Annotated in this window: 15 protein-coding genes; 5 read left to right on the forward strand and 10 right to left on the reverse strand. The window is 76.8% G+C overall.

From position 1 onward, the window contains the following. Positions 1 to 38: 38 nt before the first annotated feature. From BLR12_RS09750 to BLR12_RS09770, 5 genes are read right to left on the reverse strand one after another with little or no spacing between them, the layout of a single operon-like run. The gene (locus BLR12_RS09750; protein ID WP_091378393.1) at positions 39 to 791 is read right to left on the reverse strand and encodes an HAD family hydrolase; all 753 of its coding nucleotides are present in this window, start codon (positions 789 to 791) and stop codon (positions 39 to 41) included. Next, positions 788 to 1,936 (reverse strand): non-hydrolyzing UDP-N-acetylglucosamine 2-epimerase, encoded by a 1,149-nt coding sequence (wecB, locus tag BLR12_RS09755; RefSeq protein ID WP_091376995.1) that lies wholly within the window; start codon positions 1,934 to 1,936, stop codon positions 788 to 790. The genes BLR12_RS09750 and wecB overlap by 4 nt, the downstream gene beginning before the upstream one ends. Beyond that, positions 1,933 to 2,973, reverse strand: coding sequence for an ATP-grasp domain-containing protein (locus BLR12_RS09760; protein ID WP_091376998.1), 1,041 nt, complete (start codon positions 2,971 to 2,973; stop codon positions 1,933 to 1,935). The genes wecB and BLR12_RS09760 overlap by 4 nt, the downstream gene beginning before the upstream one ends. Next, on the reverse strand, positions 2,970 to 4,157 hold the full coding sequence (locus BLR12_RS09765) for an exosortase/archaeosortase family protein (RefSeq protein ID WP_091377001.1): 1,188 nt from the start codon (positions 4,155 to 4,157) through the stop codon (positions 2,970 to 2,972). Before BLR12_RS09765 ends, BLR12_RS09760 begins: the two co-directional genes overlap by 4 nt. After that, positions 4,157 to 5,563, reverse strand: coding sequence for a glycosyltransferase family 2 protein (locus BLR12_RS09770; protein ID WP_091377004.1), 1,407 nt, complete (start codon positions 5,561 to 5,563; stop codon positions 4,157 to 4,159). Before BLR12_RS09770 ends, BLR12_RS09765 begins: the two co-directional genes overlap by 1 nt. A 215-nt stretch (positions 5,564 to 5,778) precedes the next feature. Between BLR12_RS09770 and BLR12_RS09775 the strand changes: the two genes are divergently transcribed. Next, on the forward strand, positions 5,779 to 7,371 hold the full coding sequence (locus BLR12_RS09775) for a putative bifunctional diguanylate cyclase/phosphodiesterase (RefSeq protein WP_091377007.1): 1,593 nt from the start codon (positions 5,779 to 5,781) through the stop codon (positions 7,369 to 7,371). 28 nt (positions 7,372 to 7,399) lie between these two features. Here BLR12_RS09775 and BLR12_RS09780 read toward each other — a convergent pair whose 3' ends face one another. The 3 genes from BLR12_RS09780 to BLR12_RS09790 all read right to left on the reverse strand — a co-directional run bounded on the left by BLR12_RS09780 (position 7,400) and on the right by BLR12_RS09790 (position 9,887). Beyond that, positions 7,400 to 8,728, reverse strand: a complete 1,329-nt coding sequence (locus BLR12_RS09780) for an MFS transporter (protein ID WP_218120608.1) — start codon at positions 8,726 to 8,728, stop codon at positions 7,400 to 7,402. A 304-nt stretch (positions 8,729 to 9,032) separates the two neighbouring features. Then, the gene (locus tag BLR12_RS09785) at positions 9,033 to 9,473 is read right to left on the reverse strand and encodes a heavy metal-responsive transcriptional regulator (protein WP_091377009.1); all 441 of its coding nucleotides are present in this window, start codon (positions 9,471 to 9,473) and stop codon (positions 9,033 to 9,035) included. A gap of 51 nt (positions 9,474 to 9,524) precedes the next feature. Then, entirely contained in the window at positions 9,525 to 9,887 is a 363-nt protein-coding gene (locus BLR12_RS09790) for an ArsR/SmtB family transcription factor (protein ID WP_091377012.1), read from the reverse strand. Positions 9,888 to 9,982: 95 nt separating this feature from the next. On the opposite strand from BLR12_RS09790, the gene BLR12_RS09795 reads away from it, so the two are divergent. Next, positions 9,983 to 11,374 carry an FAD-dependent oxidoreductase gene (locus BLR12_RS09795; RefSeq protein ID WP_091377015.1) on the forward strand — a complete coding sequence of 464 codons (1,392 nt, stop codon included), beginning with the start codon at positions 9,983 to 9,985 and terminating at the stop codon, positions 11,372 to 11,374. Between the two features lie 13 nt (positions 11,375 to 11,387). Beyond that, positions 11,388 to 12,605, forward strand: a complete 1,218-nt coding sequence (locus BLR12_RS09800) for an MFS transporter (protein WP_255363404.1) — start codon at positions 11,388 to 11,390, stop codon at positions 12,603 to 12,605. A 24-nt stretch (positions 12,606 to 12,629) separates the two neighbouring features. Here the strand turns inward: BLR12_RS09800 and BLR12_RS09805 are convergent, their stop codons facing one another. Both BLR12_RS09805 and arsB read right to left on the reverse strand, forming a co-directional pair. Continuing rightward, positions 12,630 to 13,052 carry an arsenate reductase ArsC gene (locus tag BLR12_RS09805; RefSeq protein ID WP_091377018.1) on the reverse strand — a complete coding sequence of 141 codons (423 nt, stop codon included), beginning with the start codon at positions 13,050 to 13,052 and terminating at the stop codon, positions 12,630 to 12,632. Continuing rightward, positions 13,049 to 14,173 carry an ACR3 family arsenite efflux transporter gene (gene arsB / locus BLR12_RS09810; RefSeq protein WP_091377019.1) on the reverse strand — a complete coding sequence of 375 codons (1,125 nt, stop codon included), beginning with the start codon at positions 14,171 to 14,173 and terminating at the stop codon, positions 13,049 to 13,051. The genes BLR12_RS09805 and arsB overlap by 4 nt, the downstream gene beginning before the upstream one ends. 103 nt (positions 14,174 to 14,276) lie before the next feature. On the opposite strand from arsB, the gene BLR12_RS09815 reads away from it, so the two are divergent. Beyond that, on the forward strand, positions 14,277 to 14,657 hold the full coding sequence (locus BLR12_RS09815; protein ID WP_255363405.1) for an ArsR/SmtB family transcription factor: 381 nt from the start codon (positions 14,277 to 14,279) through the stop codon (positions 14,655 to 14,657). 50 nt (positions 14,658 to 14,707) lie between these two features. Next, positions 14,708 to 15,241, forward strand: a complete 534-nt coding sequence (locus tag BLR12_RS09820) for a potassium channel family protein (protein WP_091377023.1) — start codon at positions 14,708 to 14,710, stop codon at positions 15,239 to 15,241. The last annotated feature ends 3 nt before the right edge of the window (positions 15,242 to 15,244 follow it).

Here is a 15,244-nt window from a genome sequence, read left to right on the forward strand (position 1 = left end):
GGCGGCCGGCCCGCCCGTCGGGGGACGCATCGGCAGGTTCAGCGCGGGACCACAGCGTGCGGGAGCAGTTCCGCCCGAACGGGTGAGCCCAGCAGCTCCAGCGCCAGCGACGCCGCCGCGGGGAAGGTGTCGGTGACCGCCCACGCGCGCGGCTCGTCGGGGGCGGCGGCGTACTCCCCCTGCCGGACCCGGATCGCCCGGGCCCCCACGGCCGCCGCCACGGCGACGTCCTTGCCGGGCCGGTCGCCGATCACCAGCAGCCGCTCGGGCGGCAGCCCCAGCTCCGCGGCGACCGCGACCAGGCCGGCCGGGTGGGGCTTGCGGACGGCGCGGCCGCCCAGGGTGTCGGTGACGACGACGACCGGCAGCAGCCGACCGAGCCCGGTGGCGGCCACCTTCGCTGCCTGGATGGCCGGGTTGCCGTCGGTCAGGCAGGCCAGCGGCGCGGCCGCGGCCAGCGCCCGCAGTGCGTCGGCGGCCCCGGGGTAGGGCGCGAGCCGGGGCGGTGCGTGCTGCGTGAAGGCCGCCACGAGCGGCGGCACGAGCTCGGCCAGCGACGTCGCCGGCACGCCGACCGCCAGCAGCGCCCGGTCGATCGTCCCGCCGGCGTCGGACCCGGCGGCCAGCTCCGCACGCAGCGCCGCGTGCACCGCGTCGCCGTCGAGCCCGGCCTGCCCGGCCGCGACCCCGACCGCGGCGGCGGCCGAGGCCAGGTAGTCGGCCTGCGGGTAGAGGGTGTCGTCCAGGTCGACGACGACGCCCAGCGGCGGGGGCCCGGCCCATTCCGTCACCACGGCAACCGCCCGTCGGTGAAGTCGGGTTCGTCGAGGGCGAGCAGGGCGTCGGTGCGCTCGTCGGCGAGGACGGCGGCCACCTGCGGTCCCGTCGTCCCGTCGCCGTACGGGCAGGGCGCCGTCCCGGCGCGCTCCTGCCCCTCGCGGCTGGTGTGCCCGGCGGCGGCGGACAGCACGGCCGCCGCCGCGCGGTCGTCGGTGAGCCCGGCGAGGGTCGTCGTCCCGGCCTCGACGCCCTCCCAGCGCGGCGTCGAGCCGCGCAGCACGACGACCGGGACGCCGAGGTACGCGGCCTCCTCCTGGATGCCGCCGGAGTCGGTGACCGCCAGGCGGGCCGAGGCCAGCGCGGCCAGCAGGACGTCGTACTCGACCGGCCCGGTCAGCGTGATCGACGGGTGCTCCAGCCGGTGCCCGAGGCCGGTGGCCGCCAGCCGGGCGGCGGTGCGCGGGTGCACCGGGAAGGTGACCGGCCCGACCTGCTCGGCCAGCGCCCGCACCACGCCGACGAGGCGGGCCAGGCGGACCGGGTCGTCGACGTTGGTCGGCCGGTGCGCGGTGACCAGGACGCCGGACCGCTCCCCCACCGGCACCCGCTGCACGCCGCGGGCGACGAGGGTGTCGATCACGGGGTTGCCGACGACGAACACCCGCTCGGCGGGGACGCCCTCGTCGGAGAGGAACGCCGCGGCGCGCTTGGTGGGCGCGAAGTGCAGCTGGGCGACCGCCGCGGCGACCCGCCGGTTGACCTCCTCGACGCTGCGCGGGTTGAGGCTGCGCAGCCCGGCCTCCAGGTGCGCGAACGGCACCCCCGCGGCCCGGGCGGCGAGCGCGTAGGCCGGCACCGTGTTGGTGTCGCCGAGCGCGAGCACCAGGTCGGGGCCGGACAGCCGCAGCGCCCGGAACGCGTCGGCGTGCAGCGCGCCGGTGCGCTCGGCGGGGTCGGTGGGCAGCGCGAAGCGGTGCCCGGGGGTCAGCCCGAGCGCCGCCTGCAGCTGGGCGCCCATCCGCGGGTCGGTGTGCTGGCCGGTGTCGACCACGCTCACCCGGTGGCCGGCGTCGGTCAGCGCGGTGACGACCGGGGCCAGCTTGACCACCTCGGGCCGGGTGCCGAACGGCACCAGCACGTGCCGCTCACGACTCATGCCGTCACCGCCACCGGGGCGCAGGGGTCGACGACGGGGCTGCCGTCGTCGCTGCTGTAGGTCTCGGCGAAGTAGCGGCTCATCGCCACACCGGGCCGGAACGACAGGTCCGGCAGCGGGGCGCCCCGGACGCCGGCCAGGTAGGCGGCGACGACGTCGGCACCCGCGGCGAGGGTCAGCGGCAGGCCGCCGGAGAAGCGGGGGTTGATCTCCACGACGGTCGCGGTGCCGTCGTCGGCGACGAAGCCCTGCACGTTGGCCGGCCCGGTCAGCGCCACCGCGGCCAGCGCACCGGTCACGACCCGGGTCACCGCGTCGGAGGCGAAGGTGCGGCCCTTCACCGAGATCCCGGCCTTGGTCTCCTCGCGCCAGCGCGGCACGACGACCCGCACGGCGCCGTCCCGGTCGACCAGCGCGTCGGCGGTGAACTCCCGCCCGGTCAGCCGGGTCTGCGCGATCAGGCCGCCGTCCTCGCTGAGCGCCCCGACCACGGCACCGGGCTCGTCGAGCAGCCGGACGCCGCGGCTGCCGCGGCCGGCCAGCGGCTTGACCACCCACGGGCCGGGGACGCCGGCCACCTCGCCCGCGGTCGCGGCGGTGGCCGGGTGCGGCACCCCCGCGGCGGCCATGGCCCGGGCGAAGGCGGCCTTGCCGCAGCAGACGTCCACCGCGGCGGCGTCGGGCAGCCAGGTGGCGACCCCGGCCGCGGCCAGCAGCCCGGCGCCGGCGGCCAGGTGCGGGAGCTCCTCGGCGACCGTGCCGACCAGCGCGTCGACGCCGTACGCGGTGCAGACGCCGACGAGCGCCTCGACGAACCGCGGGTGGTCGCCGCGGGGCAGCGTGACCGCCACGTCCGCGAGGGCGCCCCCGGCGGCGGCGCTGTCGGCGTCGCCGGCGACGACCCGGTGGCCGAGGGCGACCAGCCGGCGGACGACGGCCACCCCGGCCGGGCCGCCGGACCCGGTGACGAGGACGGCGGCGCCGTCGGACGGCGGGGTGGCCGCGGGCGGCCGGGGCTGGGGCAGCGAGGGGGTCATCGGGCGTCCTGGGTCGTCGGAGCGGGCAGGAGGGCGGCGGCGCGCGGGCGCGGCGCCGGGGGGACGGACGGTCGGGCGGCGGCGCGCGGCAGCCGCGCAGTGGGGGCCTCCCCGTCGTCGGGGACGGCGGCGGGCTCGGGCACGGGGGCGGACTCCGGGGCGGCGTCCCGGTCGGGGTGCCGCAGCAGCCAGCCGCGCGCCCACAGCCGCAGGGCGGCGATCCGGTGGTTGGTCACCGGCTCCCACTGCCGGGCGGCGATCGACTCGGCCAGCACGTCGAGCACGGCCGGGTCGTCGTCGTAGGTCGCCACCGCGACCAGGGACGCGGCGTGCGCCCCCAGCCCGTCGCCGGCCAGCGCGCGCACCCGCGCGGCGCGCTCGGCCGAGGGCAGGTGGCCGATGCGGTAGTCGATGCGCCCGGCCTCGCGGCGTGCGCCCATCCACCGGGCGACCCGCGTCGGCAGCACGTAGCGGTACATCAGCCCGGTCAGGTTGAGCCGCCGTGAACTGCTGGGCACCTGCTCGTCGGCCAGCCGGTAGCCGAGGCCGGGCCGCGCCCAGCTGCCCGGACGGCGGGCCGTGTGCCGCCCGGCGACGTCCTGCTCGGCGCGCTCCGCCGTGGGCAGCGTGATGCAGACCATCAGCAGGAACCCGCCGAGGGTGGCCGCGAGGTTCCACACCGTGCCGACCCAGTCGTGGAAGAGCACCAGTGCCGGGGTGCCCCAGACCAGGCCGGCCAGGGTCGAGCCGGCCAGCCGCAGGTGGTTGAGCACCAGCAGCGCGGCGACCGCGACGACCAGTCCGGCCACCGCGTGCTGGCGCCGGCCGCGCAGGACGACGGCGGTCAGCGCCGTGAGGCCCAGCACCGACAGGATCGAGGAGCAGGACTCGGTGACCTCGGCCAGGATGATCTCGCCGTCCGCCCGGAACACCAGGATGTGCCGTTCTAGGGAGTCCGACACCGACTCCACCCCGGCGAGGGTGAGCACGTCGGCGACCCAGCGCGCCTCGTGGACCTGCAGGAACCCGGCGCCGTACTCGAAGCCGACGGCGCAGATGACCACCGCGAGCGCCAGGTCCAGCAGCACCGGCACGAGCCGGCGACCGCTGCGCCGGGGGCGCCGGGGACGCCGGTACCGGTGCCGGCCCCGCTCAAGCGGGACGACGGCCACCGCCGTCGCCATCAGGACGCCGTCCCGGCCGGCGCGACCGCGGGCGGGTCGACCCGGACCGTGGACGTCGCCCCCGACCGCGAGGTCTTCACCCAGGTGTAGGGATGGCCGAGCATGCCGTCGACGTAGGCGCGGCTGGTGATCCAGATCGACAGCGCGAAGGCCGGCAGGAAGCCCAGCAGCCGCCAGGCGGCCCGCCGCTCCACCCGGCCGACGAGCAGGCCGACGGAGAGCTCGGCCAGCGGGCCGACGAACAGCAGCATCGACAGCGGCAGCAGCGCCACGATCGGCAGGTCGCCGATGCCGAACGCCCGCAGCACGGTGAGCAGCAGGCCGATCCCGCTGAGCAGCGGCACGTGGTAGACGAGCAGGAACAGCGCCGTCTCGACCTTCTCGACGAGGCTCAGGTGCGGCGAGCGCATGAGCGGGCGCCAGTAGTCGCGGAAGCACTTCTGGTGACCCCGCGCCCACCGGTACCGCTGCTTCCAGAAGCGCTGGGCGCTGACCACCGCCTCCTCGAAGTCGACGGCGGAGAGGTCGTAGCGGACCCGCTGGCCGGCGATCAGGACGCGCAGCGTGAGGTCGGTGTCCTCGGTGACGGTGTGCGGGTTCCAGCCGCCGAGGCCGCGCAGCGTGGACATCCGCACCGCGCAGTTGGCCCCGCCGTACGCGGGCAGCTCGAACAGCGCCTGCCGGCCGTACTCGTTGACCAGGTAGCCCGACAGGAAGTCGACGAAGACCGTCGAGGCCATCTGCGAGTCGCGGCCGTTGCGGATGACGCAGCGGCCCATGACCGCGCCGACGACCGGGTCGCGGAAGTGCCGGACCAGCCGGCGCAGCGCCGTCGCCTCCGGCTCGTGGTCGGCGTCGAAGACGACGGCGATCTCGGCGTCGACCAGGTGCAGGGCGTCGTTGAGCGCGCCGGACTTGCCGCCGCCGGAGCCCGGCGGGCGGTGCAGCACGCGCAGCCGCGGCTCACGGGCGGCCCAGGCGTCGAGGCGGGCGCCGGTGGTGTCGTCCGAGCCGTCGTCGACGACGACGAGGGCGAGCCGGTCGGCCGGGTAGTCCAGCGCGAGCAGCGCCGTCACCATCCCGTCGACGACGAGCTCCTCGTTCTTGCAGCCGACGAAGACCGCCACCGACGGCGTGTAGGTGTCCAGCCCGACGTCGGCGGCGAGCATGTCCGCCTCGGCCCAGCGGGCGGCGGCGACGGCGAACCCGAGGTGCCGGCAGAAGTAGATGCCGAAGACGACGTTGAGCGCACCGCCGATCACGCCGAGCGTCTCGTCCAGGCCGTAGAAGAGCGCCACCATGGCGAAGCCGCAGACGTACGCCAGCAACACCAGTGGCCGGCCCTCGGGCCGGCTGGCGTGCGGGTCGGCGGCGGCCGGGGCGAGCGGGGTCGGTCCGCGGACCACGGCCTCACCTCCCCCGCCTCCGACCTGCGGCGGAGCGCGGACTCCGCCGTTCAGCTCATCGGCACCCGGCAGCCGGGATCAAGCCGAAGCACCCCGGGCCTCGCCCGGCGACTGCCCCGCCGGGGTGAGCGCGGTCGCCGCCGCTCAAGGTCACCGGCGCCCGTGCCGTTGGGATCGGGACGTCAGCAGGGGCGGACGGCGATCAGGAGGATGCCGTGGACGTGCCGGGCCCGGGGACACCCGCCGAGCTGCGGTCCACCGTGGCCCGCGAGGCGGCCGTGGTGGTGCTGCTGACGGTCCTGGTCGCGATCGCGAGCGTGCTGGCCGACCTGCCGGGCCGGATCGCGGACTGGTCGCGGTCGGCGGTCGGCCCGCTGGACGACGCCGTCCTGCTGCTCGCCGCCTCGCACCTGTTCATGATGGTCTTCGGGTCGCGCCGCGCCCGGGACCTCAAGGCCCAGCACGCCCGCCGCGCGCAGGCCGAGCAGGAGCTGCGCGAGCGCGCCCGCACGGACCCGCTGACCGGCCTGCTCAACCGGGCCGGGCTGGCCGAGGAGCTGCGCGCGGCGGTCGACGACGCGGCCGCCGGCGGCCCGCCGCTGGCCGTGGTGATGCTCGACCTCGACCGCTTCAAGGAGGTCAACGACACGCTCGGACACGCCGTCGGGGACACCCTGCTGCGCGCCGTCGCCGAGCGGCTGACCGCGGAGCTGCGCCGCGGCGACGTGCTCGCGCGGCTGGGGGGCGACGAGTTCGTCGTGCTGCTCCGGGACGCCGACCCCGACGCCGTCCGGCGCACGACCGACCGGCTGCTGGCCGCGCTGCGGCTCCCCTTCGACGTCGACGGCATCGTGCTCGAGGTCGACGGCAGCCTGGGCGTGGCCACCGCCGGCACCGACCCGGCCGAGCTGCTGCGCGCCGCGGACGTGGCCATGTACGCGGCCAAGGCCGACCGGAGCGGCGTCGTCGTCCACTCAGCCGGGCTCGACCGGCACGACCCGGCGCAGCTGAGCCTGTTCGGCGACCTGCGGCGGGGCATCCGCGACGGCGAGCTGCGCGTGCACTACCAGCCCAAGGCCGCGCTGGCCGACGGGCGGGTGCGGGGCGTGGAGGCCCTGGTCCGCTGGGAGCACCCGCAGCGGGGCCTGCTCCCCCCGTCGGAGTTCATCGGTCTGGCCGAGGCCACCGGGCTCATCCGCACCCTCACCGACGTCGTCCTCACCCAGGCCCTGGAGGACTGCCGCCGCTGGCGGGCCGAGGGCGTGGCGCTCACCGTCGCGGTGAACCTCTCCGCCCGCGTCCTCCTCGACACGGGCCTGCCCGACCGCATCGCCGCACGACTGGCCGACGCCGGCCTCCCGGCGGACTGCCTGGAGCTGGAGGTCACCGAGAGCGCGGCGATGCAGGACCCGGGCCAGGCCCTCGACGTCCTGCAGCGGCTGCGCGGACTCGGCGTCACCCTCTCCGTCGACGACTACGGCACCGGGCACGCCTCGCTGTCCTACCTCAGCCGCCTGCCGGTGAGCACGCTGAAGATCGACCGCTCGTTCGTCTCGACGATGGAGCTGGACGGCACCGACCAGGTCATCGTGCGCAGCACCATCGAGCTGGCGCACGCCCTGGGGCTGCGGGTGGTCGCCGAGGGCGTGGAGACCCGGGCCACCTGGGAGCGGCTGGTCGCGCTGGGCTGCGACGAGGCCCAGGGCTTCTGGCTGGGCCGGCCGGGTCCGGCCGAGGGGGTGCTGGCGCGGGTGGCCGCCATCGACTCCCTGACCAGCGGCGACGCCGTCCTGCCCGCCGGGGCCTGACCGCCTGCCGTTCGGCGACCGGGACCCGTCAGGCCGTGGGGCTCAGTGCGCGCAGGTCCCGGACGTAGACGGCGGTGCCGTGGCCGAAGCCGGACACCAGCGGCTGCACGCGGGGGGCGACCGCGGCGACCAGGCCGCGCGGGGTCACCGGCACCCGCAGCGCGTCGCCGGAGACCGACAGCACGAGCAGCGTGGCCACCAGGGCGAGCAGCGGCACCGTGGCCAGCGCCGCGGGCAGCCCGGCGTGCTCGGCCACCAGGCCGATCAGCGGCGGGCCGCCGAGCAGGCCGGTGTAGCCGACGGTGGTGGCCAGCGCGATGCCGCGCGCACCACCGAGGACGCCGGCCCGCGAGATGGCCAGCGGGAACACGTTGGCCAGCCCCAGCCCGACGACCACGAACCCGGCCAGCGCCGTGGGCACCGTCGTCGCCGTCACCGCGGCCACGCCCCCCGCCGCGGCGAGCACGGTGCCGCCCGCGAGCAGCCGCCGCTCCCCCAGGGCCGCCACCAGCCGGCCCCCGGCGAGGCGGCCGCAGGCCATGGCGAGGGAGAACCCGGCGTACCCGGCCGCGGCCAGCGCCGTCGTCGCCCCGAGTTCCTCGTGCAGGTGCAGCGCGCCCCAGTCCGAGAGCGCGCCCTCGCCGAAGGCCGTGCAGCCGGCCACGGCACCGAGGACGACGAGCACCGCGGTGGGCCGCGCCGCGTCGCGCCCGGCGTCGGCGGGGTCGGGCGCCGCGGAGCGGGGACCGTCGGCGCCGACCAGGGCGCGGGCCGCCCAGGCGGTAACCAGCAGGCCGGCGCCGCCGACGAGCACCAGGTGGGCGGCCACGCCGGCGACGGTGGCCAGCAGTCCGCCGATCAGCGCGCCGGCCAGGCCGCCGAGGCTGAAGCCGGCGTGCAGCCCGGACAGCAGCGGCCGCCCCCTCCGTCGCTCGACGGTGACGCCGACGGCGTTGGCCGCCACGTTGACCATGCCGGTCGCGCCACCGAAGACCAGCAGGGCGGCGCACAGTCCGGGCATCGAGGTGGCGAGGCCGGGCAGCACCAGGGACACGCACAGCAGCAGCGCGGCCACGGTGGTCACCACCCCCGCGCCGAGCCGGGCGCACAGCGCGCCGGTGACCTGCATCGCGGCCAGCGCGCCGACGGACAGGCAGAGCAGCGCGACGCCGAGCCCGCTGTGCCCGACGCCGACCGCGGCCGCGACGTCGGGGACGCGCGCGGCCCAGCTGCCGAAGACGGCGCCGTCGAGTGCGAAGACGGCGGCGACGGCGGCCTGCAGGCGGGGCAGCGGCGGCGGTGCCGGCGCCGCCAGGACCGGGTTCCGGGCACGGGGCAGCACGGGAGCGGTGGGCACGGGGGACCTCGCAGAGGGGGACGGGCCACCGCAGGGGGTGGCCGCTCGAGGGGCGGGGAGAGCACACGACCTCGGGCACCCGTGTCCACGGTCGCAGCTCCCGGCGCCGTCCGCCGTCCTCTGGGGTGTGCAGGTGGCCACAGCACCGCCCCAGCCGTCCCGTCCAGCCCGGCGGTCACGACCGCGCGCGGCCGGCGTCACACCCGTGCGTCCGCCGGTCCCGGGCCCGGCAGACGCCCGTCAGCCGGCCGTCAGCACGTGCAGTCGCACGTCTCGTCGCAGCAGTCGGGATCGCAGTCGCAGGTCAGCTCGAGCATCGGGGGTCACCTCCCTCCACGGGTGGGCACCAGGTGCCGGGGCTGGGCGGGGGGCAGTCCGCCGCGGGCAGGGCGTCGGCCATCGCGGCCATCTGCGAGCGCAGCTCGGTCAGTGCGGCGATCTGCGCGTCGACCTCCGCCAGCCGCCGGCGCAGGAGCTCCTCGGCCGGTTCGCACGGGCAGGTGCCCGTGTCCCGGACGGTGAGCAGCGTGCGGATGTCGGCCAGCCGGAGCCCCAGACGCTGGGCGCCACGGATGAACCTGAGCCGGTCGACCGCGGCCTCGGCGTACTGGCGGTAGCCGGCGGCGGTGCGGTGCGGAGGAGGCAGGAGCCCGGCCCGCTCGTAGTAGCGGACCGTGTCGGGCCGCACGCCGACCGCCGCGGCCAGCTCCGCGACCCGCAGTCCCCGCACGGCTGTCGTCGTCATGGCGCGGACGCTAGGCCTTGGAGCCGGGTCCAGGGTCAAGTCCCCGCGAGGTCAGGGCGCGCAGCAGGCCTCGGCGCCCTCGGGGGTGGTCGCGGCCAGGGTGGCCAGCAGCCGGACCGGGCCGGCCAGCGCCTCGCAGCACAGCGCGTAGACGTTGCTGCGGCCCCTCGGCGTGAGGGTGACCAGTTCCTGCTCCCGCAGGGCCCCGAGGTGGTGGCTCACCAGGGTCTGGCTCAGGCCGGACGCGTCGGTGAGCTCGCGGACGGTGTGCGGGCCCTCGGCGAGGAGCAGCAGCAGGAGCAACCGGTTGGGATCGGCCAGCGCCTTGAGCTGGGGCGCCAGCAGGCGCGCCTGCTCAGCCGCGGAGGTGGGGCCGGCGGTGTCGAGCAGCCGCACGCCCAGGTCCCTGCCCATGGCCCCATGATGACACGCAGACGTTGTTGTCAACAGTCGTCGCTGATACGTTGATCGGCATCGACGACGGCCGATGCCCCGAGGAGCTGATCAGGATGGCCACCGGAACCGCACACCTCCCCGTCGTGGTGATCGGGGCCGGGCCGGTGGGGCTCGCGGCGGCGGCGCACCTGGTGGAGCGCGGTCTGGAGCCGCTGGTGCTCGAGGCCGGCGACGAGGTCGGTGCCGCCGTCCGGGAGTGGGGGCACGTGCGGCTCTTCTCCCCGTGGGAGTACGACGTCGACGCCGCCGCGGCCCGGCTGCTCGAGCGGACCGGCTGGGAGGCCCCCGACCGCGACGCGCTGCCGACCGGCGCGGAGCTGGTCGGGTCCTACCTCGCCCCCCTGGCGGCCACGCCGCAGCTGGCGCCGCGCATCCGGACGGGCACCCGCGTGCTGGCGGTCAGCCGGGACGGCGTGGACAAGACCCGCACCGTCGGCCGCGAGGGACGCCCGTACCTGGTCCGCACCGTGCGTGACGGGCGGGTCGTCGACCTGCGCGCCCACGCCGTGGTCGACGCCTCCGGCACCTGGGGCCGGCCCAACCCCCTCGGCGCGGCCGGGCTGCCGGCGATCGGTGAGGACCGGGCCGGCCCGTGGCTGGCCGGGCCGCTGCCCGACGTGCTGGGTGCCGACCGGAAACGCTTCGCCGGCCGGCACACCCTGGTGGTGGGCATGGGCCACTCGGCGGCCACCACCCTGCTGGCCCTCGTCCGGCTGCGCGACGAGGAACCGGGCACCGCGATCACCTGGGCGATCCGCGGCCGCTCGCCGGCCCGCCTCTACGGCGGCGGCGACGCCGACGGCCTGCCCGCCCGCGGCCTCCTCGGCTCGACGCTGAAGGAGGCGGTCGCCGCCGGCGCGGTCACCCTGCTCCGCGAGGTCACCGTCACCGCGCTCACGCCCCCGGCCGACGGCAGCGGTCCGCTGACGGTCACCGGCACCGGTCGGGACGGAGCGCCGGTGGACCTGGCGGTCGACGCCGTCGCCGCCGCCACCGGGTTCCGCCCCGACCTGGACCTGCTGCGCGAGGTGCGCCTCGAGCTCGACCCGGCGGTGGAGGCCCCGGCGCGGCTCGCGCCGCTGATCGACCCGAACCTGCACTCGTGCGGCACCGTGCCCCCGCACGGGGAGGCGCTGCTGGCCCACCCGGACGAGGGCTGCTACGTCGTCGGCACGAAGTCCTACGGCCGGGCACCGACGTTCCTGCTGGCCACCGGGTACGAGCAGGTCCGCTCCATCGCCGCGGCGCTGGCCGGCGACACCGCGGCCGCGCAGCGGGTGGAACTGCACCTGCCGTCCACCGGCGTCTGCTCGACCGACCTCGGCGACCGCGAGGCCGCCGAGGTCGCAGCGGGCACCGGCCGCCCGACCGACGGGGTCGGGTTCGCCACCGGCTCGGCACACGGCCGGTCCGCCGAGCCCGTCGCAGGAAGCTGCTGCGGCTGAGCGGGCGGCGGCGGTGACCCGGACCAGCACCGCGGCGGCCGACGTCCAGCCCGCCCGGCGTCCGCCCCGCCGCGTGCTGCTGGCCCTGTCCGTCACCGAGGTCACCAGCTGGGGCGTCCTCTACTACGCCTTCCCGGTCGCGCTGGCCGACATCACGGCCGGCACCGGCTGGTCGGCGACCGCTGCCACCGCCGCCTTCTCCGCCGGCCTGGTCGTCTCCGCGCTGGCCGGCATCCCCGTCGGCCGGCTGCTCGACTCCCACGGTCCCCGCCGGGTGATGACCGCCGGCTCGGTGCTCGCCGTGCCCGCCACCGTCGGCATCGCCCTGGCGCCCACCTTCGCCTGGTTCGTGGCCGCCTGGCTGGTCGCCGGGATCGCGATGGCGGCGGTCTTCTACCAGGCCGCCTTCGCCGCACTGACCCGCTGGTACGGCCCCCGGCGGGTGCGGGCGCTGACGACGCTCACCCTGGTGGCCGGCCTGTCGAGCACGGTGTTCGCGCCGCTGACCAGCGCGTTGCTGACCGTGTTGGACTGGCGGGCGACCTACCTGGTGCTCGCCGCGGTGCTGGCGGTGGTCACCGTGCCGCTGCACGCCCTGGCGCTCACCCCGCCGTGGCCACCGGCCGCGCACCCCTCGCCGGCACCCGGCGGGACGCCCCGCCGGGTGCCGGCGGAGGTCCGGACGCCGGGTTTCCTGCTGCTGTCCGCGGCTCTCACGGTGACCGCGTTCGGCCTGTACGCGGCCAGCCTCGCGCTCATCCCGCTGCTCACCGGACGCGGCTTCAGCGCCTCGCTGGCCGCCACCACGCTGGGCCTGCTGGGCGCCGGGCAGCTGCTCGGCCGCATCGGGTACGCGCCGCTGAGCACCCGAACCACACCGGCCGGGCGGACCGTGGCGATCATCGTGGCGTCGGCGGTGACGATCGGTGCGCTGGCCGTCGTCCCGGGCCCGCCCGCGGTGCTGATCGCCGCCGCGGTCCTCGCCGGTGCCGCGCGAGGTGCCGGCACGCTGCTGCAGGCCACCGTCGTGGCCGACCGCTGGGGCGTCGCGCGGTACGCCACGCTGTCGGGCTGGTTCTCCGCGCCCGTCACCGCCGCCGCGGCCCTGGCCCCGTGGGGCGGCACCGCGCTGGCCGCGGCGACGGGCAGCCACCCGGTCGCGTTCGGCGTCCTGGCCGGGCTGGTCGCGCTCACCGCCGGGGCCGTGGCGCTGAGCAGGCACGCCCGCTGACCCGGGCGGTCGGCAGGCGTCGGCTCAGCGGCCGGTCGCGGGAGAGACCTGCAGCTCGGCGAGCAGGCCGCGGATGCGCGACTCGATCTCGTCGCGGATCGGCCGGACGGACTCCACGCCCTTGCCGGCCGGGTCCTCCAGGGCCCAGTCCAGGTAGCGCTTGCCCGGGAAGACCGGGCAGGCGTCGCCGCAACCCATGGTGATGACCACGTCGGAGGCCTCGACCGCCTCGGTGGTCAGCACCTTGGGCTGCTGGGCGGCGATGTCGACGCCGACCTCGGCCATCGCCTCGACCGCCGCCGGGTTGACCTGGTCGGCGGGCAGCGAGCCGGCCGAGCGGACCTCGACCGCCTCGCCGGCGAGGTGCCGCAGCCAGCCGGCGGCCATCTGGGAGCGGCCGGCGTTGTGCACGCAGACGAACAGGACGCTGGGCTTCGCGGCGGTCATCGGGCGCTCCTGGACAGGTCGGGGACGGTCGGGTCGCCGGGGAAGAACCGGCGGGCGGCCCACAGGGCCACGTAGACGAGCGCGACGAGGACGGGCACCTCGATCAGCGGGCCGACGACGCCGGCGAGCGCCTGGCCGCTGGTGACGCCGAAGGTGCCGATCGCCACCGCGATGGCGAGCTCGAAGTTGTTGCCGGCAGCGGTGAAGGCCAGCGTCGAGGTCTTCGCGTAGCCCAGCCGCAGCCGCATGCCCAGCAGGAAGGACCCGCCGAACATCAGCGCGAAGTAGGCCAGCAGCGGCAGCGCGATGCGGGCGACGTCCCCCGGCCGGGAGGTGACGGCCTCGCCCTGCAGCGCGAAGAGCAGCACGATCGTGAACAGCAGGCCGTAGAGGGCGACCGGCCCGATGCGCGGCAGGAAGCGGGACTCGTACCAGTCGCGGCCCCGGGCGCGCTCTCCCACCACGCGGGTGAGGAAGCCGGCCAGCAGCGGGATGCCGAGGAAGACCAGGACGCTCAGCACGATGGCGCCGACGCTGAACTCCGCCGACGTCGTCGGCAGGCCGAGCCAGCCGGGCAGCACCTGGAGGTAGAACCAGCCCAGCGCCGCGAAGGCAGCGATCTGGAAGACCGAGTTGACCGCGACCAGGACGGCGGCGGCCTCGCGGTCGCCGCAGGACAGGTCGTTCCAGATCAGCACCATGGCGATGCAGCGGGCCAGGCCGACGATCACCAGGCCGGTGCGGTACTCGGGCAGGTCGGGCAGCAGCAGCCAGGCCAGCGCGAACATCAGCGCCGGGCCGACGACCCAGTTGAGCACCAGGCTGGCGGCCAGCAGCCTCCGGTCGCCGGTCACCCGGTCCAGCTCGGTGTACCGGACCTTGGCCAGCACCGGGTACATCATCAGGACCAGACCGACGGCGATCGGCAGGCTGACGTTGCCGACCTCGACGGCGGACAGCGCCTCGTCCAGGCCCGGCACCCAGCGGCCCAGCGCGAGGCCGAGCGCCATGGCGGCGACGATCCAGACCGGCAGGAAGCGGTCGAGGGTGGACAGGCGCGCGAGCACCGGGGCCCCGGGGCCAGTGCCCGGGCGTGCGGTCTCGGCGACGGTGTCGCTCATGCGGTGGTGGAGCCCTCCCGGATCGGGCGGGCATCGACCCGCGTCGATGCCACACTGTGCCCGGCGCATCGACGTCCGTCAATCTCGTTGGCATACTGGTCGGGTGAGCGTCGACGCCCCCTTCCCGCTGGCCGCGGCCTGCTGCGCCCCGCTGGTCGGCCGCCCGCTCACCGCCGGGGAGGCGACCGACCTCTCGCGGGTGCTCAAGGCGATCGCCGACCCCGCGCGGCTGCGGCTCCTCTCCCTCGTGGCCGCGCACGCCGGTGGCGAGGCCTGCGTCTGCGACCTCACCGAGCCGCTGGGGCTGTCCCAGCCGACGGTGTCGCACCACCTCAAGGTCCTGGTGGACGCCGGGCTGCTCTCCCGGGACAAGCGCGGGGTGTGGGCGTACTACGCGCTGGTCCCCGGGGCGCTGGACGCGCTGGCCGGGGTTCTCACTACCGCGGGCACCGCCGACGGCGCGCTGCCGTCGTCCGCCTGCTGACCGCCCCGCCCGGCATCCTGGCCGCGTTCGCCGTCGACCTCGTCGTCCGCGTGGCACTGGCCGAGCGGCGCCTCCGCTACCTGCTCAGCCACCCGATCGACGTGCTCAGCGTGGTGCTGCCGATGCTGCGGCCGCTGCGCGTGCTGCGGGTCTTCACCGCCGGCCAGGTGCTGTTCCGCCGCGGCGCGGGGCTGGCGCGCTCGGGTCAGGCGGTGGTCGTCGCCGCGGGGTTGCTGGTGTTCATCGGCGGCCTGGCCGCGCTGGACGCCGAGCGCGGCGCTCCCGAGGCCTCGATCACCTCGTTCGGGAACGCGCTGTGGTGGGCGGTCACCACGGTGACCACCGTGGGCTACGGCGACCTCTACCCCGTGACCACGCTCGGCCGGCTGGTCGCGGTCTCGCTGATGGTGGTCGGGGTGTCGCTGGTCGGGCTGGTGACGGCGACGGTGGCCAGCTGGTTCATCGCGCAGGGGCAGGCCACCACCGAGGCCGAGGCCGAGGACCTCGCCGCCCGGCTGCGCCGCCTGGAGGACGAGCTGGACCGGCTGCTCGCCGAGCGGGACGTGGCACCCGGCCCGGGCTGAGCT

The organism is Geodermatophilus sp. DSM 45219, from assembly GCF_900104025.1.
Classification (GTDB): Bacteria; Actinomycetota; Actinomycetes; order Mycobacteriales; family Geodermatophilaceae; genus Geodermatophilus.

Bases quoted from the DNA above. Each gene is read 5' to 3' on its own strand.
- wecB (WP_091376995.1), bottom strand. From the start codon at position 1,936: ATGAGTCGTGAGCGGCACGTGCTGGTGCCGTTCGGCACCCGGCCCGAG.
- BLR12_RS09760 (WP_091376998.1), bottom strand. From the start codon at position 2,973: ATGACCCCCTCGCTGCCCCAGCCCCGGCCGCCCGCGGCCACCCCGCCG.
- BLR12_RS09765 (WP_091377001.1), bottom strand. From the start codon at position 4,157: ATGGCGACGGCGGTGGCCGTCGTCCCGCTTGAGCGGGGCCGGCACCGG.
- BLR12_RS09785 (WP_091377009.1), bottom strand. From the start codon at position 9,473: ATGACGACGACAGCCGTGCGGGGACTGCGGGTCGCGGAGCTGGCCGCG.
- BLR12_RS09790 (WP_091377012.1), bottom strand. From the start codon at position 9,887: ATGGGCAGGGACCTGGGCGTGCGGCTGCTCGACACCGCCGGCCCCACC.
- BLR12_RS09795 (WP_091377015.1), top strand. From the start codon at position 9,983: ATGGCCACCGGAACCGCACACCTCCCCGTCGTGGTGATCGGGGCCGGG.
- BLR12_RS09805 (WP_091377018.1), bottom strand. From the start codon at position 13,052: ATGACCGCCGCGAAGCCCAGCGTCCTGTTCGTCTGCGTGCACAACGCC.
- arsB (WP_091377019.1), bottom strand. From the start codon at position 14,173: ATGAGCGACACCGTCGCCGAGACCGCACGCCCGGGCACTGGCCCCGGG.